Origin of the sequence: Dyadobacter sp. LHD-138, assembly GCF_030929615.1 — a bacterium.
Lineage (GTDB): Bacteria > Bacteroidota > Bacteroidia > Cytophagales > Spirosomataceae > Dyadobacter.
Genome location: NZ_JAVFVU010000006.1, coordinates 227,098 through 250,269 on the forward strand (window position 1 = coordinate 227,098; position 23,172 = coordinate 250,269).

At 43.0% G+C, this 23,172-nt stretch carries 19 protein-coding genes; 11 read left to right on the forward strand and 8 right to left on the reverse strand.

The genetic code is table 11. The features are described from left to right. Positions 1-145 precede the first annotated feature (145 nt). From RB622_RS06490 to RB622_RS06515, 6 genes are all read left to right on the forward strand, one after another. A complete protein-coding gene (locus RB622_RS06490) occupies positions 146-802 on the forward strand; it encodes a DUF1684 domain-containing protein (protein WP_308045730.1) in 657 nt (218 codons plus the stop codon). 162 nt (positions 803-964) lie between these two features. Beyond that, a complete protein-coding gene (gene pheT / locus RB622_RS06495; RefSeq protein WP_308045731.1) occupies positions 965-3,379 on the forward strand; it encodes a phenylalanine--tRNA ligase subunit beta in 2,415 nt (804 codons plus the stop codon). A gap of 137 nt (positions 3,380-3,516) precedes the next feature. Next, the gene (locus RB622_RS06500; protein WP_308045732.1) at positions 3,517-3,861 is read left to right on the forward strand and encodes a hypothetical protein; all 345 of its coding nucleotides are present in this window, start codon (positions 3,517-3,519) and stop codon (positions 3,859-3,861) included. Beyond that, complete coding sequence (gene zapA / locus RB622_RS06505; protein ID WP_308045733.1) at positions 3,858-4,169, forward strand: cell division protein ZapA; 312 nt, start codon at positions 3,858-3,860, stop codon at positions 4,167-4,169. The genes RB622_RS06500 and zapA overlap by 4 nt, the downstream gene beginning before the upstream one ends. 168 nt (positions 4,170-4,337) lie before the next feature. Further along, positions 4,338-5,909, forward strand: coding sequence for a ribonuclease Y (gene rny / locus RB622_RS06510; RefSeq protein WP_308045734.1), 1,572 nt, complete (start codon positions 4,338-4,340; stop codon positions 5,907-5,909). Between the two features lie 16 nt (positions 5,910-5,925). Continuing rightward, a complete protein-coding gene (locus RB622_RS06515) occupies positions 5,926-7,458 on the forward strand; it encodes a sigma 54-interacting transcriptional regulator (protein ID WP_308045735.1) in 1,533 nt (510 codons plus the stop codon). 80 nt (positions 7,459-7,538) lie between these two features. Here RB622_RS06515 and recA read toward each other — a convergent pair whose 3' ends face one another. Both recA and RB622_RS06525 read right to left on the reverse strand, forming a co-directional pair. After that, positions 7,539-8,609 (reverse strand): recombinase RecA, encoded by a 1,071-nt coding sequence (recA, locus tag RB622_RS06520; protein ID WP_308045736.1) that lies wholly within the window; start codon positions 8,607-8,609, stop codon positions 7,539-7,541. A gap of 244 nt (positions 8,610-8,853) precedes the next feature. Next, complete coding sequence (locus RB622_RS06525; protein WP_308045737.1) at positions 8,854-10,224, reverse strand: hypothetical protein; 1,371 nt, start codon at positions 10,222-10,224, stop codon at positions 8,854-8,856. Between the two features lie 359 nt (positions 10,225-10,583). Here RB622_RS06525 and RB622_RS06530 point away from each other — a divergent pair, with 359 nt between their 5' ends. From RB622_RS06530 to RB622_RS06540, 3 genes are all read left to right on the forward strand, one after another. After that, entirely contained in the window at positions 10,584-11,330 is a 747-nt protein-coding gene (locus RB622_RS06530) for an acyl-CoA desaturase (RefSeq protein ID WP_308045738.1), read from the forward strand. 261 nt (positions 11,331-11,591) lie between these two features. Next, entirely contained in the window at positions 11,592-12,629 is a 1,038-nt protein-coding gene (locus RB622_RS06535; RefSeq protein ID WP_308045739.1) for an aminopeptidase, read from the forward strand. A 15-nt stretch (positions 12,630-12,644) separates the two neighbouring features. Then, positions 12,645-13,439 carry a DUF3108 domain-containing protein gene (locus tag RB622_RS06540; protein WP_308045740.1) on the forward strand — a complete coding sequence of 265 codons (795 nt, stop codon included), beginning with the start codon at positions 12,645-12,647 and terminating at the stop codon, positions 13,437-13,439. Here the strand turns inward: RB622_RS06540 and RB622_RS06545 are convergent. Both RB622_RS06545 and dnaA read right to left on the reverse strand, forming a co-directional pair. Continuing rightward, positions 13,405-14,409 carry a GNAT family N-acetyltransferase gene (locus tag RB622_RS06545; protein WP_308045741.1) on the reverse strand — a complete coding sequence of 335 codons (1,005 nt, stop codon included), beginning with the start codon at positions 14,407-14,409 and terminating at the stop codon, positions 13,405-13,407. The two genes, RB622_RS06540 and RB622_RS06545, sit on opposite strands and share 35 nt — an antisense overlap. Before the next feature lie 8 nt (positions 14,410-14,417). Continuing rightward, complete coding sequence (gene dnaA / locus RB622_RS06550; RefSeq protein WP_308045743.1) at positions 14,418-15,872, reverse strand: chromosomal replication initiator protein DnaA; 1,455 nt, start codon at positions 15,870-15,872, stop codon at positions 14,418-14,420. Positions 15,873-16,111: 239 nt separating this feature from the next. On the opposite strand from dnaA, the gene RB622_RS06555 reads away from it, so the two are divergent. Together RB622_RS06555 and scpA are read left to right on the forward strand one after the other, a co-directional pair. Then, complete coding sequence (locus RB622_RS06555) at positions 16,112-17,497, forward strand: methylmalonyl-CoA mutase family protein (RefSeq protein WP_308045744.1); 1,386 nt, start codon at positions 16,112-16,114, stop codon at positions 17,495-17,497. Between the two features lie 25 nt (positions 17,498-17,522). Then, positions 17,523-19,664: a methylmalonyl-CoA mutase gene (scpA, locus tag RB622_RS06560; RefSeq protein WP_308045746.1), complete on the forward strand. Its 2,142-nt coding sequence runs from the start codon at positions 17,523-17,525 to the stop codon at positions 19,662-19,664. Here scpA and RB622_RS06565 read toward each other — a convergent pair. From RB622_RS06565 to RB622_RS06580, 4 genes are read right to left on the reverse strand one after another with little or no spacing between them, the layout of a single operon-like run. Next, on the reverse strand, positions 19,661-20,878 hold the full coding sequence (locus RB622_RS06565; RefSeq protein WP_308045747.1) for a beta-ketoacyl-[acyl-carrier-protein] synthase family protein: 1,218 nt from the start codon (positions 20,876-20,878) through the stop codon (positions 19,661-19,663). The genes scpA and RB622_RS06565 overlap by 4 nt on opposite strands. Continuing rightward, the gene (locus tag RB622_RS06570) at positions 20,862-21,128 is read right to left on the reverse strand and encodes a phosphopantetheine-binding protein (RefSeq protein ID WP_308045748.1); all 267 of its coding nucleotides are present in this window, start codon (positions 21,126-21,128) and stop codon (positions 20,862-20,864) included. The genes RB622_RS06565 and RB622_RS06570 overlap by 17 nt, the downstream gene beginning before the upstream one ends. 5 nt (positions 21,129-21,133) lie before the next feature. Further along, entirely contained in the window at positions 21,134-22,414 is a 1,281-nt protein-coding gene (locus RB622_RS06575; protein WP_308045749.1) for an ABC transporter permease, read from the reverse strand. 1 nt (position 22,415) lies between these two features. Beyond that, a complete protein-coding gene (locus RB622_RS06580; RefSeq protein ID WP_308045750.1) occupies positions 22,416-23,165 on the reverse strand; it encodes an ABC transporter ATP-binding protein in 750 nt (249 codons plus the stop codon). Between the last annotated feature and the right edge of the window lie 7 nt (positions 23,166-23,172).

Consider the following 23,172-nt stretch of genomic DNA (forward strand, 5'->3'; position numbering starts at 1 on the left):
GCTATATTTCATTCAACAACGCAAATTAGGCTGCGTGGAAGTTCCAAAATTATCATAAAAAAATAAATAATCAGGCTCTGATTTTTTCAAACGCATATTTCAGGTGTAAGTTTGTAATTCTTTTTACTTATTGATTTGTAAAATTATGTTCAAAAACAAAGTAATACGCTGGAGTACCCTTGCGATGCTAATAGCTATACTGGCTTATTTTTTTATTGAAAATTTTAATTCAGGAAGTGCTAACACAGACAGCGACGATTTAATCGCGGCAAACCCTCAAAAATATGTTGATAAAATAAGGCAGGAAAGACTTGCCAAAGACGATCAGTTCAAAACCACGAAAGACTCCCCCATTCAGGATAAAAACAGTTTTCACGGCCTGCATTATTTTGAAATTGACCCGGCCTACCGTGTTAAGGCTTTCATCACACCTTATGAAAAAGAGGACAAGGTGATGAAAGTAACCTATACAGACGGCACCACAACCGACTATGAGCGTATCGGTTATGCCAATTTCACGATCGACGGCGTTGCTGAAAAACTTTTATTATTAAAGAATGAGGCGGTGATATCGGTTCTATTTAAAGATGCAACCAACGGAAAGGAAACTTATGGCGGCGGAAGATATCTTGATTATCCCGTTTCAAAGATCAAGGGAGATTCCCTGGTTCTGGATTTCAATACGGCCTATAATCCCTATTGCGTTTATGCGCCAAGCTATGCCTGCCCTGTCCCACCCGCGGAAAATACTTTATCGGTAGCAATTCGCGCAGGAGAACAAACTGAAGAAGGAAATCATTAATTTTGTAGAAATAAATAAAAAATCAAGAAGTAGTATCCGGAAAATTGGTGTAGTAAAATTGGAATTGATGAACTGATCGGCGCTAAAATCTTTCTTAGCTCAACTTTCAATTCTCCACTTTCAACTAACATTTCCCACGTCCTGCTCATATAAAATACCCGCATGAAAATTTCGTATAAGTGGCTTAAAGAATTAATTGAAATAACCGAAACGCCGGAAGAAATTGGCAAATTATTAACCGGAACGGGACTGGAAGTTGAAGGCATTGAAGAAGTAGAATCCATAAAAGGCGGTCTGAAAGGTGTCGTTATCGGTGAAGTATTAACGTGTGAAAAACATCCGGAAGCGGATCGTCTGAAAATAACGACTGTTGACGTTGGTTTGGAACAACCACTCAATATTGTCTGCGGCGCCCCAAATGTTGCTGTCGGACAAAAAGTAATTTTGGCTACCGTTGGTGCCACACTTTATCCGACTGGAAGCGAGGAACCGCTGGTTTTGAAAAAATCAAAAATCAGAGGCGCACTTTCCGAAGGCATGATCTGTGCCGAAGACGAGTTAGGTCTGGGACAATCGCATGACGGAATTCTGGTTTTGGATACGGATCTTCCAAATGGAACACCCGCATCCGAATATTTCGGAATTTCTTCTGATTATTTAATTGAAATCGGCTTAACGCCCAACCGCGCAGACGCCGCGTCTCATTATGGGGTAGCCCGTGACTTAAAAGCGGTTTTGAACCGTGCGATTACACTGCCATCCGTGGATGCTTTCGCCGTCGATAATCAGTCACTTCCTATTTCAGTACGTGTTGAAAATAGTGAGGCCGCGCCCCGATACGCCGGATTGACGATCACAGGCATTAAAGTGGGCGATTCTCCTGAATGGTTAAAGCAGCGTCTTGCGACCATCGGCATTCGTTCGATCAACTCCATTGTCGATATTACCAATTATATCTGCCACGAACTTGGGCAGCCCATGCACGCTTTTGATGCCGATAAAATCACCGGCAATAAAGTGATTGTAAAAACCGTAACCGCAGGCACACCTTTCGTTACACTGGACGGACAGGATAGAAAACTTTCTGATGCCGACCTGATGATTTGCAATGAAACGGAACCGATGTGCATTGCAGGTGTTTTTGGTGGATTAACTTCCGGAGTAACCGCTGAAACCACTTCTATTTTCCTGGAATCTGCATACTTTTCGCCGATCTGGGTACGTCGCACGGCCCAGCGTTTTGCGCTTAAAACGGACTCCTCTTTCCGTTTCGAAAGAGGGACCGACCCGAACATGCCACTTTATGCTTTGAAGAGATCGGCTTTACTGGTAAAAGAAATTGCCGGAGGGTCCATTTCCTCTGATATTGTTGACTTGTATCCAAATCCGGTTGAAAATTTCGAGGTAAAAGTGAGCTATCGCCATATCGACCGGCTGCTTGGTAAATCTTTGGAAAAATCGCTGATTAAAACCATTCTTAACGGACTGGATATCACGATCACAAACGAGGATGAAAATGGCTTTATCGCCGTTGTGCCTCCGTACCGTGTGGATGTACAGCGTGAGGCGGATATTATTGAAGAAATCCTTCGTATCTACGGATTTGACCAGATCGAGCTTTCCTCGGGATTGAGCTCTGATTATCTTTCCGACTTCCCGGTTAACGATCCTGAAAAACTCAAAATGCGTATTTCAGAATTACTGGCTGCTAACGGATTTAATGAAACGATCACCAATTCACTGACCAAACCGGAGCCGCAATCGACTTTGGGAGACAGTGTTTTTGGCAACCCGGTTAAGATCCTGAATTACCTGAGTGAAGATTTGTCTGTGATGCGTCAGACTTTGATTTTTTCAGGACTTGAAGTAGTTGCTTACAATGTTAACCGCAGACAAAAAGACCTTAAACTTTTTGAATTCGGGAAAACCTACCACGAAGTGAACGGCAAGTACACCGAGAAAGAACGTATTGCACTTTTCGTTTCCGGAAATATTCAGGAAGAAATCTGGCTGGAAAAAGCACGGGAAGTTACCTTTCATGACCTGGCCGCATCTGTCAATCAGATTCTGGTTGCGATGAAAGTGAAGAACGTCGAAAAAGAAACGGCAGACGCCAATATTTTTTCAGAAGGAATTACGCTTACCCTTAATAAAAAACCGGTTGTGTCGTTTGGTTTGTTAAAATCGGCGATTACGAAAAAAGCAGATGTGAAAGCCCCGGTTTTCTTCGCTGATTTCGATTGGGATTATTTGTTAAAACAATACAATTCGGCCGTGGAGTTTAAGGAAGTTTCCCGTTTCCCGGAAGTAAGACGAGACTTGTCTCTGGTGGTTGAAAAGAAAATCACTTTCGAGGAACTTCGTCAGATTGCCTATAAAACAGAAAAGCAATTGTTACGTTCTGTTAATGTTTTTGATGTTTATGAAGGAGCAAATCTGGAAGGAAAGAAATCATATTCGATCAGTTTCATTTTGCAGGATGACCAACAGACACTGACCGACAAGGTTATTGACAAATCCATGCAGAAACTGATTGCTACTTATGAGCGTGAACTAGGAGCAGTGATCAGAAAATAATTTGAATTAGTCCGTTTCGAGAACACGAATTTTAACGGATTATTAGGTTTGTAGACATAAAGTTACACTTAAAAACCGGACAAAAATCCGTCCGGTTTTCATTTTAAATTGCGGCCAGCACCGCTTTCGATAAAAAAATGGAACAGAGCAGTTCACGCATGATTGAGCGAAAATTATCCGACTTGGAGAAGAAGTTGGAGATCTTAATCATGACGAAAGAGAAACTAAGTTGGTCAGTTTCAGAATTGCAACGTGAAAACACTGAGCTCCGTGCAAACAACACGGAGTTAAAAGAAGAAGTAAAGGAAATAAAGAAAAAATACACTACTTTACAAAAAGACTTTAATAAGTCTAAAACTTTCGTTAAAATTGTCACTAGTAAACTGACACCAACAGGCGGTTTGTCCGAACTGAAAGAAACGGTTGAACGATATATTGAAGAGATCGATAAGTGCATCGAATTGCTTGAAGATACCTTATGAAAAAAAATCATATACCCAATCCTGACGTTTCAGTCTTTATAAAACTGCTCGACAGGGGTTTTAAGTTAAGTGTTCCGGCTGATCAGGAAATATTTTACAGGGACGGTTATGAGGTATTTATGGAACGTGTACAGCAGCTTAAGAAAAAGGGAAAAGGATACGACGATATTGAGGCCATAGCACTAACTTCTATTGAATGCCTGGTGGCATTACAGAGAAATATAGAGGAGACTAACCACCTTCTGGCAATGTTCGAAAACAGGATAGACAGCCTGGATGTACATGTTACAGAGGCTATTCCAAACTGAATCGGCACATATTCTTCGGTACAAACCGATCAAACAAATTATGGGGTTTGATACATTTATACACCTTTAATTAAGAAAAAGATCTCCAAATTATCGTACAACGGATAGGTTCGGCATTTTAAGCGCATGTAGTCGGTAGCACCCAACTATTGTAAACACATTACTGAAATGTCAAATTCTTTAATTTTTATTGTCCTACTATCTGATATCATCGCACTTGGTGTGGGGGTATTTGCAGGTAAATACATTTTCAAAAAATCTTTCGACCAAAAGGAAAAAGACGCTCAGGACCGGGCGGTTGAAATAATACGTAACGCAGAACAGTCTGCCGAGAACATTAAGAGAGACCGTATCCTTGAAGCAAAAGAAAAGTATTTACGCCTGAAAACGGAATTTGAAGAGGAATCAAACAAGAAAAGGGTTATTCTTCAAACCAACGAACAAAAGCTTAAACAGCGCGAGCAAAGCCTTCAGCAGACTGTTGAGCAGAACAAGCGTCGTGAAAACGAACTTGAAACACTTAAGAATAACCTGAATTCCCAGCTTGAAACCGCTACCAAAAAACGCGAAGAAGCTGAAAAAATGCTTCACCAGCAGGTTTCACAGCTTGAAAAACTCGCTAATCTTACTGCCGATCAGGCAAGAGAACAATTGGTTGATGCTTTGAAAGCCGAGGCCGATACAAGAGCGGGATCCTACGTGAAAAGCGCCATGGAAGAAGCGCGTCTGACGGCAACAAAAGAAGCCAAGAAAATTGTTATCGAAACCATTCAGCGTACTGCGGCCGAACACGCCATTGAAAACTGTGTATCTGTTTTCAACATTGAAAACGACGATATCAAAGGTAAAATCATTGGTCGTGAAGGACGTAATATTCGTGCTTTGGAAGCCGCAACCGGTGTTGAGATTATTGTAGATGATACTCCGGAAGCGATCGTAATTTCCGGTTTCGATCCGGTTCGTCGTGAAATTGCCCGTCTGGCGCTCCACCGTCTTGTTCAGGATGGTCGCATCCACCCGGCACGGATTGAAGAAGTTGTTGCGAAAACACGTAAAAATATTGACGACGAAATCGTTGAAATCGGAGAGCGTACTGTGATTGACATGGGTATTCATGGTTTGCATCCCGAGCTGGTTAAGATGATTGGCCGCATGCGTTTCCGTTCTTCTTATGGCCAGAACCTTTTGCAGCACTCGCGTGAAGTTGCAAAACTTTGTGCAACGATGGCATCGGAATTGGGCTTAAATACCAAACTGGCAAAACGTGCGGGTCTGCTTCATGATATTGGAAAAGTTTGGCCGGAAGAATCTGATCTGCCGCACGCAATCCTGGGCATGGAACTTGCCAAGAAATTCAAGGAAAATCCGGAAGTATGCAATGCGATCGGAGCACACCATGATGAAATTGAAATGACAAGTATTTTGTCTCCGATCATTCAGGTTTGTGATGCTATTTCAGGCTCTCGTCCGGGTGCACGCCGCGAGATGATGGAATCTTATATCCAGCGTCTGCGTGACCTTGAAAACATGGCGATGTCGTTTGACGGTGTTGAGAAATGTTATGCTATTCAGGCGGGCCGCGAGCTTCGTGTGATTATTGATGCAGACAACGTTTCGGACGAAAAAGCAGGAATGCTTTCTTTCGACATCTCGCAAAAAATTGAAAAAGAAATGCAGTATCCGGGACAAATCAAAATTACAGTAATCCGTGAAATGCGTTCAGTGGCATATGCGCGGTAAAACAGCCTAATGATACATGAGATATTCAGAGCTTACAAGTCCCGAAACATTAGGCATTCACACGCTTGGTGCATTAAAAAAAGCTGGTTATAAATCACGTTCGATCAAGCAGGAGCTTCGGGACAATCTGATTCAAAAAATAAAAAACAAAGAAGAAGTTTTCCCCGGAATCTGGGGATATGAGGAAACCGTAATCCCTGACGTTGAACGTGCCATTTTATCCATGCACAACATCAATTTGCTGGGTTTACGTGGACAAGCCAAAACGCGGATCGCGCGTATGATGGTGAATTTGCTGGACGAATATATTCCTTACATCCAGGATTCGGAACTGCATGATGACCCGTTGGCACCTTTGTCAAGATTTGCAAAAGATCTGGTTGAAGAAAAAGGCGACAATACACCGATCGCCTGGCTCCACAGAAACGAACGTTATACGGAAAAACTGGCAACACCGGATGTTTCTGTGGCAGATTTGATCGGAGATGTGGACCCGATTAAGGCCGCCACTTTGCGATTACCTTATTCCGATGAACGCGTGATCCATTTCGGATTGATTCCCCGTTCACACCGAGGTATTTTTGTTATTAACGAATTACCCGATTTACAGGCGCGTATTCAGGTTGCTCTGTTCAATATTTTACAGGAAGGAGATATCCAGATCCGTGGCTTTAAGCTTCGCCTTCCCCTGGATATTCAGTTTGTCTTTACAGCCAATCCGGAAGATTATACCAACCGTGGCAGCATTGTAACGCCATTGAAAGACCGCATCGAAAGCCAGATCGTAACGCACTACCCAAAAACACTTGAGGTAGGTAAAAAAATTACTGAACAGGAAGCGGTTGTAAAAACGGAACAAAAGGAAACTGTGAAGGTGAATGAGCTGATAAAAACGCTCATTGAACAGATCGCCTTTGAGGCTCGTGAAAGTGAATATGTAGATAGTAAAAGCGGCGTTTCGGCTCGTTTGACAATTTCTGCCTATGAAAGTCTTTTGAGCGCTGCGGAAAGACGCGCGTTGCGAAACGGAGAAGATTCTACGCATGTTCGCATTGCCGACCTCTACGGCGTTATTCCGGCCATATGCGGTAAAGTGGAGCTTGTTTATGAAGGCGAGGTAGAAGGGCCCGTTATTGTGGCTCAAAACCTGATTGGAAAAGCAATCCGTACCCAGTTCCTGAATTATTTCCCAGATCCTGAAAAATCCAAAAAAAGCAAGATCAATCCGTTTGCGAAAGTGATCGAGTGGTTTGGTTCAGGCAATGAAATGGAAATGATTGGTGATATGGCCGATCGTGAATACATTGCCCGCCTTAAAACCATCGACGGTCTGGATGACTTCGTCGATATGTTAAGTGCCTATGGTGATGCTGACGAAAAACTGTTCATGATGGAATTCGCGCTGCACGGCATGGCAGAATATTCCCTTATCGGAAAGCAATCACTTGACCAGGGCATCAAATTCCAGGATCTTGTGAGCAGCATGTTTTCGGGACCGGATGATGAAGATTTTGATTTTGATGATGACGACGAAAAAGGAAGATTTTAATTCTTCCTCTTGTTATAAAGTAAAAGCCCTCCGGAAAATTTCCGGAGGGCTTTTACTTTATATGCATTCCCTTGAATTTATCACTCTGGTGATCCCTCATCCTTGATATTAGGCTCGCTGGTATCAATGAGCGCATCAGGCTCATTGTTCACCTTTGCACGTAATTTTGCTTCCAGTTCATCCATCAATTCAGGGTTATCCTTGATAAGCGCTTTTACGGCATCACGGCCCTGTCCAAGACGGTTTCCGTCATAACTGAACCATGAACCTGATTTCTTAACGATATCCAGTTCAACGGCAAGGTCGATGATCTCCCCTACCTTTGAAATTCCTTCACCGTACATGATGTCGAATTCAACCACCTTGAAAGGAGGTGCTACCTTATTTTTCACCACTTTCACACGTGTTCTGTTACCCAGGATCTGGTCAGCGCTTTCTTTGATCTGGCCAACACGACGAATATCCAAACGTACAGAAGCGTAATATTTCAAGGCGTTACCACCTGTGGTCGTCTCTGGGTTACCAAACATCACACCGATCTTCTCACGAAGCTGGTTGATGAAAATACAGCAACATCCCGTTTTATTAATAACCCCGGTAAGCTTACGCAATGCCTGAGACATCAAACGAGCCTGAAGACCCATTTTACTGTCACCCATTTCGCCTTCAAGTTCTGCACGCGGAACGAGTGCCGCAACAGAGTCAATAACAATGATATCCACCGCCCCACTGCTGATCAGGTGTTCGGCAATTTCCAGCGCCTGCTCCCCGTTGTCAGGCTGGGAGATCAAAAGATTGCTTGTATCGATACCAAGCTTCTCCGCATAAGTACGGTCAAAAGCATGTTCTGCATCAATAAAAGCGGCAAGACCACCTTTTTTCTGAGCCTCAGCTATGCAGTGCATAGACAAAGTTGTTTTACCGGAAGATTCAGGGCCATATATTTCTACCACACGGCCACGCGGAACGCCGCCTACGCCCAAAGCCAGGTCGAGTCCCAACGAACCCGTTGAGATCACAGGAATATCTAACACTTTGCTATCACTCAGACGCATTACAGTTCCTTTACCGTAAGTCTTGTCCAATTTTTCAAGTGTAGTCTGAAGTGCCTTTAATTTGTTTTCTTTATCCGTTGTTGTTGGTTGTGCCATAAAGCAGGACAAGTTGTATTTAGTTTGAACATAAAAATAGCGGTTTATGCATTACAAAAACCGCTCCTACCAGCTTATTTCTGAACCGTAAATCTACCTTTTTTTGACTGCAATTAAAAGGTATTTTATACAATCTGCGCTGAATAACTCCCAACGCAGTTTCCATCCCAAAAGTGGCAGAAGATAACATCAGTAACAAAGATATGATATTATCTGTATCAATACAAAAATTAAGTTACAATAATCATCTGGAATTCAGGGGCGACACATTTAACTCATAAAAAGAGTCCTTTTTCCCCAAATACTGATCCGCCTCTTCCTGCGTCCACTTAGCCTGCAAAGCCTCATAAATCCCCGAATAGCCGTCATAAGGAATTGGCTTGAAAGCGACCTTATCAGGGAACAGTCTGGTTGTCACTTGGTTAACGGCAATAGCCCTAGCCAGCCGCCCTCCGGCAATCATTGAGGATGAAACCAACAATAATACGATTACCAACGAATAAGGCGTCCTTCGGATCAGCGCCCAGCTTTTCTTGTAATTGCTTACGGCTGCGATCGGATAGAAAAGATAGATACCCGCTACGAGCAGGCAGGGCATAAGCCCCCGGAATAAAAAATCATTAAGTTTTCCTATCCGGAAAAGCGGGAAAAGCATGATCAGGCAAAGTGTAACAAAAATCGGAAATACGGGTAATACACTAACTATTTTCTTTTGAAAATAAAAATAGACAAGCGTAAAAAGTACCAGATTAACGCCAATATTTAATGAATACTCAAGCATTCGGTTGCCAAAACTCCCTGAGAACTGCCATACAAATCCGGAAGCAGGTAAATGTTCATGAGAAAGATAAAACAGTAACACAGGAAGGCATACCACAAAAGGTAATATTACCAGTTTAATAACCTGTGACCAATCCAGCTTCCAGCTTTTCATTATCCATTTTCTCAGCACGACAATAGCGATAATGGTGCCACTGGTAACTGATGGAAAAACGGCCCACCAAAAACTAAGTGCCACAGGCAAAACCATGTACTCAGCATTTATTTTGTTTTTGAGAATGTAAACAAACATTCCGGCAATAATAAAGGTGGGAATAACCTGATTGGGGACCCAGAAAAGGTTTTCGAAATTGGACCATGGCTCAATGGCAAAATCGCCGAACTCATACGGCTGCCCTACCAGATTACTCAATATTACCTTTAGAAAACGCGGCGTATCGCCAACGGACAAGGCTAAAATGACGAAAATCATTTTCCTGTTCAATGCCAGATAAAGCCAGGCGAAGCCAAGAAAAAAGCCAAAAGCCGTCCAGATGAAAATGATATCCTCCCTGATCTGTCCGACCCATTTAGACAATAAAACCGGCACCACATAATAACCATAATAATAGGAAACGACGGGACCTTTCAGTGGAATCCGTTGCGGCCAGTCTGAAACAAAAAGTTCGTTAATTTTTGTATTGTGTGCCCAATGATCCAGCGTTTGAAAACAAATTCCGGTAACGCCGGAAACCAATGTGGCAACAAGGGCAACAATCACCAAAGAGAGGATACTCTTCTGGTTCAGGATATCGGTCTTACTAAACTCCCTGTCTTTAACTACTTCAAAAAACAAAAACCCCAACATTAAAACTCCAAAAAATGCAACTGAAGTCCGGGTCCAATAAGTAAAGAAGAGTAAATTTGGAAGAAGTAAATAACCAACAGTAATACATCGAAGAAGATGAATACTCATTGTTTTATAACGTTAGGGTAAAGTTAAATGGCGGCCAAATGTAGTACTTAAATAGAAATAATCCCAGTTTTAATACGAAAACAATCCTATTTCAGGAAGATTTTCAATGACTTATTTTTCAATCCCTCCCTTCGGCTACAATTATTTCAAAAAACTGACGAGCGTCATCTTTCTTTAAATTTTCCCGAAATAACTTTGTACGCATACAATATGCCAATTGTCCTTTTAGAAGTTGCTTCATGGAAATATTAATATTTTTTATTGCGCATTGGTATCTCTCGTTATTAATGCAAACCTTTTTTCTGCATCGCTACGCAGCGCATAAGATGTTTACCATGAGCCCCGCCTGGGAAAAGGTATTTTACACTGCAACTTGGATATTTCAGGGATCATCGTTTTTAAGCCCCTATGCCTATGGGGTCATGCACAGGCTGCATCATGCCTACGCAGATACCGAACTAGATCCCCACTCCCCTAGCTTTTCGGATAGCATCATTGATATGATGTGGAAAACAAAAAATTATTACAACAATATCGTGCATCGCACAGATCAAATCGAGCGGAAATTCAAAAAGGGAGTACCGCATTGGGAATTTATGGAACGTCTGGGGGATTCCTGGGTTTCAAGAATTGGCTGGGGAAGTTTGTATGTGCTGTTTTACATCCAGTTTGCAACCGCCTGGTGGATGTTTTTCCTACTCCCGATACACTTTCTGATGGGTCCCGTTCACGGTGTGATTATCAACTGGTATGCACATCGTTACGGCTATGTGAATTTCAAAGTGGACGATACGGCAAAAAATTTGCTCCCTTTCGATTTTCTGATGATGGGCGAGTCTTATCACAACAACCATCACAAATACGGAGGCAGGGCTAATTTCGGATTCAAATGGCATGAATTTGACCCGACCTATCCTTTTATTTTACTTCTGAACAAACTTAAAATCATCCATTTAAAGAAAAATAACGATCTGAATTACATGTAACCCTCCGATCTCTGTGCTTTCAAAAGTGATATTCGTGGCCGGAAAACTATTATCCGCCACGAATACAGAGGTTTATACCAGAAGCCCTCCCGTTTTACTGAACCATTTCAAGGGTTTGTCCATTGAATTTAAACCAAACATTAAGAAATTATTGCACTATTCATTAAACCAGAAGGTTTTCTGTATTTTTGTTTCATAGCAAGGCCGGTTGTACTAACCAGCCTTTTTTAATTAACAAAATCACATTAACAGTCGAACCTGGTGCTAAAAAAGATAGTTATCACACTCATCGTTATTCTCGTTTCTCTGGGATTTTATTACCGCGATCTGGTCAGCTATGGCTGGATGCAGGCAAAAGGCCAGGTTACCATGCTATTGAATGTACGGGACGTGGCAGATGTGTTAAACGATCCAACCTTCCCCGACTCTTTAAAATCCCGTATTCGCCTGATTGAAGAAATCAAGCAATTTGGTGTGGATTCATTGGGATTAAACCCATCCGAGAACTACACTACCTTTTACGATCAGCAGGACAAACCACTGATGTGGGTCATGACCGCATCGGACCGGCATCAGATCAAAGCGTATAAATGGAAGTTTCCTATTATCGGAACATTTCCCTACAAAGGCTATTTTGATTCAACCAGAGCCGTTACCGAAGAAAAGGAACTGATAAAAGCAGGACTTGATACGGATATGGGTGAGGCTTCCGCATGGTCCACGCTGGGTTATCTAAAAGATCCCATTCTTTCGAGCATGCTAAAAAGAAGAGAAGGTAGCCTTGCAAACCTGATCCTCCACGAACTGACGCATGGTACACTTTTTGTAAAGAACAACCTCGAACTGAATGAGAATCTGGCAAGTTTCATCGGCGATCACGGAGCAATACGTTTTTTGACCCAGAAATACGGGGCAAATTCCAAAGAACTAAGAACTTACGAATTTTCGAAAAATTATAATGACGCGTATTCCCAGCATATGTTACGGGGGATTTCCAAGCTTGACAGCCTATACGCCGATTTTGTGCTTTGCAAAACAGACAGCATAGCGATGGACACTTTAAAAAAACAGGTAATTTTAAAAATACTTAATGATGCCGACACATTGTTTGCCAACAAAATTACGTTGAAAACCCAAAGCCGTTGGAACGATAAAAATCTTCCCAACAATGCCTATTTCATCAGCTATCAAACGTATAAGTCCAAACAAAATTTATTTCGTCATGAGTTTGAAACCAAATTTGGTGGGAATTTCAAAAAGTATCTGTCTTATTTGAAGCAAAAATATCCCTCTCTCTAGACATTCAGCAACATTATGAAGAGATTGAAAATTACGATTATTGCCGTTTTATCCCTTGCCGGACTGCTCGCTTTTAAACAGTTTGAACCAAACAGAGTTATCGTAAATAAAAGTTTCAGTTTTGGCGAAAGAGTCGAATATCGCGTTCACTATGGCTTTATCAATGCCGCCGAAGCCAAAGTTGAAATCGCGAGAAATCTCTCTGTGGTGAACAATAAACCCTGTTTCAAAATTAATGTAACAGGCAGGACGCTCGGTGCATTCGACCTGATTTCGCGTGTTCGGGATAACTGGCGTTCCTACGTCGATACCGTTACAATTGTGCCCCAGATGTTTTACAGGAATATTCAGGAAAATAGATATCGCAAAGAGGAAACGGTTGTTTTCAACCATGATAAGGATCAGGCCGTTTCCACGATAAAGGACGAGACAAAATCCTACAAGATCCCTGATAATATCCATGACATCATCAGTGGCTATTTCTATTTACGTACGCTGAATTTTGAAAAAATTGCAGAAGGAGAAGTCATTGAAGTACCTACTTTTTTTGATGGGGAAATTTACAAACTGCGTATCCGCTACGTCGGAAAGGATGTCATTAAAACCAAATTCGGAAAAATAAAAGTTTTACGCCTAAATCCGCTAATCCCTGACAACAAGCTATTTAAAGGCGAAGGCGCTGTAAAACTGTGGGTATCAGATGACATCAACAGAATTCCGCTAAAAGCAGAAGTCGAGCTTGCGATAGGCTCCCTTGAAATGGACATCAAATCGGTTAAAAATCTCCGGAAGGAGCTGGAATGGTATTGAGCAGATATCTAACCCGCCAGTTCTGAATTTGACGAAACGGAAAGGGTAAATTGTTTTTCTTTATCACATAATAGGACGTTTTTACCGCCCCGAAACTCTTGTAAAAAGCAGCGATAGAAGCTATCTCGGGACTTTCAAAATCGAAAATTATGGACTCTCCGGCATTTTCCCTAAAGAACTGATCCAGTAAAAATGTCCTCGCATTTCCATCACGCCCCACCTGATCGGAAGCATTAAACAGATAGATGATCTTTCCGGCAGACCGAGCAAATATCGCTCCGGCGTGGATTTGTCCGTCGCTGACCGCATACCAAAGCTCGCAAGCGTTGTTCATTTTCAGCGATTGAACCAGTTGGCGTAACAATGCATAGGCGGAAGAATTAACGCCACCGGGAATTTTCGCAGCATGATGTTTTTGAAACAAATCAATAAGGGTTTGAGGATTATCACACTTCTGAACAACCCAATCGACAGCCGAACTTCTTTTCAGATTAACCTTTCTGTCCACACTGTAATGATCTCTGATTTTGTTGTAAGCATTTTCCAAGGAAAGCCAGTGGGTTTGATTTTCTTCCGCAATTAAGTTTGGGAAATCCGGTAAAATTTCTCTTACAATCAGGCTATTATCCGGATTGAAATGGTAAGAAGAAATGTAGGAAAAATAATGAGAAAGCCCTCGTAGAAATAACGTTAGCTCCATGGCAGTAATAGCCTGCGTCGAAAATAACCCCAGATATTGGCAAAACAAGGGCTGCTGAACCACTTCTTTAAGCCATTTTCGCTTTACAGGAAGCGGCATAACGATCCGGTATTCATCAGCTGCGGGCCATACCAGCGCCTTCCAATTGTCGCATACCAGGTCCAGATACGTGGTATAACCATAAATGACCTGCTGGCCGGAATTGGCAATCAGTTCATTCCAGCGCCTGTCATCAATTTCAGATCTTGAAAGTAATAACGGCGCAGTCAAAGTTGATTTTATTTAAAGTAGCTCCTAAGTTTCTGCAATGTTTCCTCCACATCCGGCGTTTCGTCCATCAGCAAATTCACGCTTTGTATGGAGTGAATAACCGTACTATGGTCACGTCCCCCGAAATGATAACCGATTGATTTTAATGGTAGATCGGTGTATTCCTTCGCCAAAAACATCGCCAGTTGACGCGGATAAACCACTTCCTTTTTACGGCTTTTGCTTTTTAGATCGGCAATACTGACTTTGAAATAGTCCGCTACAATTTCCTGAATGGTATCAATTGTAACTTCCTTATCTTCATTCATTACAATATTTTTGAGCGTGTTTTTAGCCAGCTCAACATCTATTTCACGCCGTGTCAGCGAAGCCTGCGCCATCAGCGAAACAATAACACCTTCCAGCTCACGGACGTTGGAATTTACGCTGTGTGCAATATATTCGATGACGTCATAACCGATCTGAATACCTTCGGCCTGAATTTTCTTCTGGATAATGGCAATACGCGTCTCAAAATCCGGAGTCTGCAAATCCGCTGTAAGCCCCCATTTAAAACGGGACAGCAAACGGTCCTGCAAACCTTCAAGCTCACGGGGAGGACGATCACTGGTCATAATGATCTGTTTCCCCATCTGATGAAGGTGGTTAAAAATATGAAAGAAGGTGTCCTGCGTTTTTTCCTTTCCTGATAAAAACTGGACGTCATCAATCGCCAGAACATCCACTTTCATGTAAAAATCAGTGAAGTTCTGAAGAGTATTGTTTTTAATCGAGTTGATAAACTGGTTTGTAAACTTTTCCGAAGAAACGTAAAGTACCTGTTTGTTATCAAAATGCGTCATGATGTAGTTACCGATCGCCTGCACAAGGTGCGTTTTCCCCAGTCCTACCCCACCGTACATCATTAACGGATTGAAAGATGTCAATCCCGGTCGCTGCGCCACCGCAAAGCCCGCAGAACGCGCCAGACGATTACAGTCTCCCTCAATAAAATTATCAAACGAATAGTTCGGGTTCAGATAAGTATCCAGATTCATGGAATCCTGATCCTTCACATTCTGATTCGAACCCATCCGCGGATCGGTCGCAAAATTATCCGGTCCTGCATATTTTGGCGACTTCACAGTCGAGACATTCATCGTCAGCGGCTGATGCTTCTCGTTTCCGGTATCGACAATAATTGAATATTCCAGAAGCCCGTCCCGGCCAATCGCATAATCCAGCGCTTTTCTTAAAAGATTAACGTAATTATCTTCCAGCCATTCGTAAAAAAACTGACTTGGTACCTGAATCGTTAGTACTTTACCATAGATTTTCAGTGGTCGGATTGGCTCGAACCACGTTTTAAAACTTTGCTCAGGAATATGCTGCTGAATCACCCTGAGGCAACTATCCCATATTTGGTCTACTTCTCTATGTGCGGTTACTCTTTCCAATGTAAAACTTGCGTAATCAGATATCATAAATCAAAAGGACGGCAAAGATACGAAAATAGATGGTCTCTGCCGATATAACCGGTGTTCAATTTAAAACCAATCTCTGCCATTAACAAGCCAGCGACTCAATCCATTGGAATAATCCTACCCAATAGACGTTGATTTCCCTGAACAGTAACACACTAATAGAAAAAATGTAATCTCAAATTAGTAGCTTTGTCAGGTTAGCACAGCCAGCGAAAAAACATTTTAACCACTATAAAAATATGCCTGCTTCACTGTTTTCTGAGTTTGGTTTTTCGGACAAAACGACCTGGAAAGAACAGGCAAAAAAGGAATTGGGCAAAAGTGAAAACAAAATTAATAGCTGGAAAATTGCCCCTAATTTACACGTAGAGGCATATTACACGGCCGCCGAAATGAAATCCGGGCAATTTGCTGATCTGCAAAACAGCCAGAAAAAAATCCCAGGCTGGCATAACACCCCCCTGATAAACTTTGATAAACCCTGGCCAACGAACGCGCGGATCAGGTCATTACTGGAAGAAGGTGCTGATGCCATTCTACTTAACCTGCCGGAACCCGAGCTGATAAAATCCGAGCTTGCCAAGACCTTACATGCGGTAAGGCTCAGCGATGCTCGCATTTTTTTCCAGACCAAAATAAATCCTGAAAAATTATTCGATGAGATTTCTAAAGGAGCCGGATATTACCTAAAAGGAGGTATTGCCAACGATCCTTTGGCAAACTGGATGCGATCCGGGACGGAATACAAACATGCTATCGACGACGTTTGTGCCGTTTTACACAAAACGAAAACAATGCGTGAATTTCGGCCTTTGATGATCGAAAGCCATATGTACCACAACGCAGGTGCCGACCCGGTTCAGGAACTGGCATTTTTACTAGCCGGAACTGTTCATTATGTAGATAAATTAACAGATGCAGGTATATCAACGCTGCATGCGCTGAACCGTTTTTTTTATTCAGTATCGGTTGGCACCGATTATCTTACCGAGATTGCAAAATTAAGGGCACTGCGGTTCCTTCATCAGAAAATATGCCGGGCCTATCAATTGCCTGATGAACTTGGTCATCCATTTATCCATGCACAAACCTCGTCTTTTTATAATACACGACAGGTCGCTGAAACCAACATGATCCGTGCAACGAGCGAGGCCATGAGCGCTGTGATCGGGGGCTGTGACGCGTTAACCGTTCTACCCTATGATCATTTACTTATAGAAACAAAAGGTTTTAGTGACAGGATTGCCGGCAATATTTCTTCCTTACTTTCCAGTGAAAGTTACTTCGACCGAGTGGCTGATCCTGCGGCCGGCTCCTATCTGATCGAGCATCTTTCGCTCAAATTAGCGGATGCCGCCTGGGATCTCTTCTTACAAACGGAAGAAAAGGGTGGATTGGTAGCGTGCTTTGAAACCGGTTTCATTCAGGACGAAATTGAAAAATCCTGGCTTGAAAAAGCAGCCAGTCTTCACGCGGCTCGGGTCATGGTCGGTGTAAACAAGTTCGCTTTCCATGAAACAATGCCGGTTCCCTCACAAGTTTCGCCTGCGGGAGATCAAGAACAAAGGACAAAAACTTTACCGGTTCGAAATTTGTCAGAATCCTGGAAAGAAGCTAAGCTGTGAACCATTACGTCAAATCAACAAACTTATGAAACCGGATTTCAAAAATATTCCCTTTCAGAAATCTAAAAATGCCGACGGAGAAAATAAATCCGGAAAAACATATACAACGCAGGAAGGGATAAAGCTCAAATCTCTTTACACCAAAGAAGATTTACCGGAGGACAGCCATGTCAATTTCGGAGCCGGAACCGCGCCTTTTTTACGGGGACCTTATGCCAGCATGTATCTTGATCGTCCATGGACCATCCGTCAGTATGCAGGTTTTTCAACGGCAGAAGATTCCAATGCCTTTTACCGCCGCAATCTTGCCGGCGGACAAAAAGGGCTTTCCGTTGCTTTTGACCTGGCCACACACCGCGGATATGATTCTGATCACCCGCGTGTGGTCGGTGATGTAGGAAAAGCAGGTGTTGCCATAGATTCAGTAGAGGATATGAGAATACTTTTTGATCAGATTCCTTTGGACGAAATGTCAGTATCCATGACCATGAATGGTGCCGTGATCCCCATTATGGCATTTTATATCGTTGCCGCAGAAGAACAAGGCGTTACCCCGGAAAAATTATCCGGCACGATCCAGAATGATATTTTGAAGGAATTCATGGTGCGGAATACTTACATCTATCCGCCGGGGCCTTCGATGCGGATTGTCCGCGATATTTTTGCTTACGCGGCACAGTTCATGCCCAAGTTCAATTCGATCAGCATCAGCGGCTATCACATGCACGAGGCAGGCGCTCCCGCACACATTGAGCTTGCATACACGCTGGCCGATGGATTGGAATATATTAAAACCGGTCTGGCGGCTGGCCTTGCCATTGATGACTTCGCGCCAAGGCTTTCCTTTTTCTGGGGCATTGGGATGAACCATTTTATGGAGATTGCCAAGCTCAGGGCGGGCAGGTTATTGTGGGCAAAAATCGTCAATCAGTTTAATCCAAAATCGGATAAATCGCTGGCACTACGCACACATTGTCAAACCAGCGGGTACAGTCTAACCGAACAGGATCCTTACAACAACGTGGCCAGAACCTGCATTGAGGCCATGGCCGCTATTTTTGGGCATACACAGTCACTCCATACCAATTCACTGGACGAGGCCATCGCGCTCCCGACAGACTTTTCAGCAAGAATAGCCCGGAATACGCAGCTTTTTTTACAATATGAGACCGATATCTGCAAAACCATAGATCCCTGGGGAGGCTCTTATTATGTTGAATATTTAACAAAGGAACTGACGGAAAAGGCCTGGGCACTGATAGAAGAGGTGGAGCAACTGGGAGGAATGACCAAAGCCATTGAAACAGGCTTGCCCAAACTCCGGATTGAAGAAGCAGCTGCCAAAAAACAGGCGCGGATTGATTCGGGAAGGGATGTGATCGTAGGTGTAAATAAATTCAAAACCGATACAAAAGACACCATTGACATTCTTGAAATCGATAACAAGAGCGTACGTGAAACGCAGATTGCAAGATTGTATAAAATAAAATCAGAAAGAAATGAAGCCGAAACACAGGCAGCTTTGCAGGCCATAACCCGTGCATGCAACGAGGCTGGTGGAAAAGAAATGAACTCCAATTTGTTGGCTTTGGCTGTGGATGCTGCCCGTAAAAGAGCTACTTTAGGGGAAATTTCAGAAGCAATGGAAAAGGAATTCGGGCGTTACAAGGCGGTAATACGATCGGTATCCGGCATTTACAAATCGGAAGTTTCCGATGATGAAAATTTTCGTCTGGCCAGAGAAATGTCTGATCAGTTTGCCGAAATGGAAGGCAGAAGGCCACGAATTCTGGTGGCGAAAATGGGACAGGATGGGCATGACCGCGGTGCTAAAATCATTGCAACAAGCTTTGCCGATCTGGGATTTGACGTGGATATCGGCCCGTTGTTTCAGACGCCTGAGGAAGTGGCAAAAAACGCCGCGGAAAATGATGTGGATGTAGTCGGGACATCCAGCCTTGCCGCAGGACATAAAACGCTGGTTCCTCAACTTATTGATGCGTTAAAGAAAATAGGCAGAGAGGATATCATGGTCGTTGCCGGTGGTGTTATTCCTTCCCAGGATTATCAGTTTTTGTATGATGCAGGCGTGAAAGGGATTTTCGGACCGGGAACCATTATTTCAGTGGCTGCTCAGAAAATATTGAAGGAGTTGATGGAAGGTTAATTCACCTTCCCCAAAACCAAAGAAGTACAATTTCCCCCAAAACCAAAGGAATTGGAAAGTACGTATTTCACAGAAATGTTATTTTGATACGACTGTACCGGGGCAGCTAAAAAGCCATCCATCTGTGTTTCAATGTGTAAACTGGGATAAATTTCCGAGTAATTGATGCTCAAAATACTGAATATCGCCTCAACCGCTCCCGAAGCACCCAGCGTATGCCCCGTATAGGATTTCGTTGAACTGAATGGCGGAACCTTACCAAATACCTTTGAAATACCCAGCAGCTCCACACGGTCGTTATTAGGCGTACCCGTTCCGTGTACGTTGATATAATCAATTTGATTCGGTGTAATCCCCGCAGACGTGATCGCATCCTTCATCGAAATCATTGCACCGACGGCCTCATCAGACATGGCAGACGGGTGATGCGCGTCGTTCGAATTCCCATAACCGGCTATCTCGGCATAAACCTTTTTATTGCCCACAATATCTTCCGATTCCAACACAAGATAGGCTGCTGCTTCACCTAAATTCAACCCGTCCCGGTTTTCGTCGAAAGGTTTGCATGGCGATTCTGACAGTATTTTAAGCGCATTAAATCCATTCACCGTATACTTCGCCAGCGAATCGACACCCCCAACGATCACGCGTTTGGCACGCCCGGCCTTAATCAGCCTGGCACCCAGCATAATCGCATTCGCAGACGACGAACAGGCCGTGTTGATCGTGTCGGTAAAACCGTTGATATGATATTTTTCTGCTAGCATTAAGGTATGCGCCCCGCAGCCATAAGCTTCCAGATATTCAGAGCCGTCCGACCTGAGATTGGCGTCCTCATAGAGCTGGTCGGTTAAACACATCCCCCCAACGGTACTGGCAGAAATTAAGGCCGTGTCAAATGATGAAAGTTCTGTGGAAGTTAACCCGGCATCCTTAATAGCTTCTTCAAATGCCTTTACAGCCAACAGACAAGTGCGGGTATAACCCGGTTCACCATCCAGATTTAATTCCTGCTTTAAAACCTCATTACTGATTTTTATTTCTCCAAAGGGCAAAACGGAGGCATAATGCGACTCAAAATGCATCGCGTTATCAATGCCAGCCCGTCCGTTCACAAGACTCCTGTGATTCTCTTCTACATTTTTACCTAACGCAGAAATAACACCAATGCCTGTAACAAGCACCCTTAAAGGTCTTTCACGCTGTTTTTGCATTGTTAATAATATAATCCGCCATGTGGTTCACATCAACCAAGATCTTTCTTCCCTCGGCAGGATTTGTAATTTTAATTCCATACTCTCTTTCCAATAAAACCACCAGTTCCAACGAATCAATTGAGTCTAACCCCAGATCGCCACCGAAAAGTGGTTCGTCATCCTTAATATCAGCGGGATTTATATCCAGCAAATTAAGATATTGTACTATTTGTTCCTTTAAAACTGGCTTTAAGCTATCAATTTCCATTATGATCAGATAATTTTCTCGATTCTAAGTTTAATGTATGTACAAAGTTGGCAAATCAAAATAAATACTCCCAAAAACAGCATAACCGCTTTAAGTTCATGCCAGCTGCCACCTTTCAGAAACAATATATAAAAACCTTCCAGACACCAGTGCAAAGGTGAAAAATTACTGGCAAACTGCATAAACTGGGGCATCACGAAAGTTGGAACCAAAATCCCGCCGATGGCTCCGAAAATAATAATAGAAATTGCCCCAAAACCATTTGCTTGTTCCTGCGTGTGGGCCATCGCCCCGATCAGTAAGGCATAACTCACGGCTGCCATACTACTCATAAAAACCACTGCCGCAAAGGCAGGAAAGTTGTCCGGAATCGTTAATTCCGGCAAACCGATCTTTGGTAAAATATAAACACCAGCCGAAAAAGTAACAACAACCTGCAAAACAGCGACAACGACATACACGCTCATTTTACTAAACATGACCAGCATAAAACTGGTAGGCATTGTTTTCAGCCTTAAAAAACTGCCATTGATCCGTTCCTTGACAATGTTGCTTCCCAAAGATACGACCATAAAAAACATGGCAAATATCGTCCAGGCCGGTACGTTGTGCTGTGTGGAATTTGGTACGGCAACCGAATTGCTGTTACTGGCGACAACCTGATTAATTTTAACCCGGTTTGAAATCATTTTATCTTTTAATTTGTCGGAAGTCGCATCAAAATCCATGTCCGCATAAAGCCTTTCGATCATCATCGAATTTTCAATCACACTCATGTAAGACTGCACGACACCCATCACCGACGCGCTGTAATTTTCCTGCAAAACCGGATCACGATAAAACGAAAGTGCCGGCATAGGCTTATTCTTCAAATTTGTCGAATCGTGTTCCAAGCCCAGATCGGTCATCATGATGTGACTTACTTCTCCCGCCTTGCTTTCCAACCCGTCCGAAAACCCGGAAGGTATGTACAAAGCGATCATTTTCCCTTTCGCAAGCAACTCTTTTTTCAAATCACTTTCCGGCAAATTGTTGAGCGTATCGATTTTAAAAAGCCGGGATTCCTGCAACAAGGCCAATAACTTATCTCCCTGCTGCCCTTTGTCATGATTAACGACCAGCATCGGAATCTCGTTTTCATTCACGATTTTATACGCACTGTCCTGAATGATCGTAATGATAAAAACAAGTAACAGCGGCATCACAAACATCAGCGTCAGCCCTACTTTGTCGTTGACAAGCAGAAGAAACTCCTTACGAATGGACGAAAAAACCTTGAACATCATACTAATCCCTGTACTCCTCTCCTGTCAGTTTAATAAATAACGACTGCAAACTTGACGAATCATGTTGCGCCATCAACGCCTGCAATGCTCCCTGCACAATCACCCGGCCATGATCGATCAGTGCGATACGGTTACAAAACTCTTCCGCTTCCGACATATGGTGCGAGGTGTAAATAATGGTCGTACCTGCCTTGTTCGTTTCCTGTAAATATTTGATAATCGCGTTTTTGCTCTGCACATCCACACCGACAGTCGGTTCATCCAGAAATAAAATCGATGGTTCATGAATAAGTCCAATCGCCAGATTCACCCGCCTTTTCATCCCACCGGAAAAAGTCCCGACTTTTTTATCACCGGATTTTGAAAGGCCAAGTGCTTCCAACAATTCATCGATGCGGGGAACAAGCTCCTTTCTGGACAAATTATACATGGCCCCAAAGTAATCCAGATTTTGCCTGGGCGTTAGTTCCTGGTAAAAGGCATATTCCTGGGGCACAAACCCGACACGATTTCTTCGCAACGATTCCGATATTTTTTCACCCGCTATGTAGTAATTTACGTTTCCGGAAGTTGGTGGGATGATGCCACACAAAATCGAAATTAACGTAGTTTTCCCCGCACCATTCGGTCCGAGTAAGCCAAAAACATCGCCTTCCTTTATTTCTAGATTAACATCACGGAGACTATCCTCCTGTGCAGATTTATATCTTTTGGTAATATTTTCAATCTCAATGGAAGTGCCGGTATACATGCGCAGG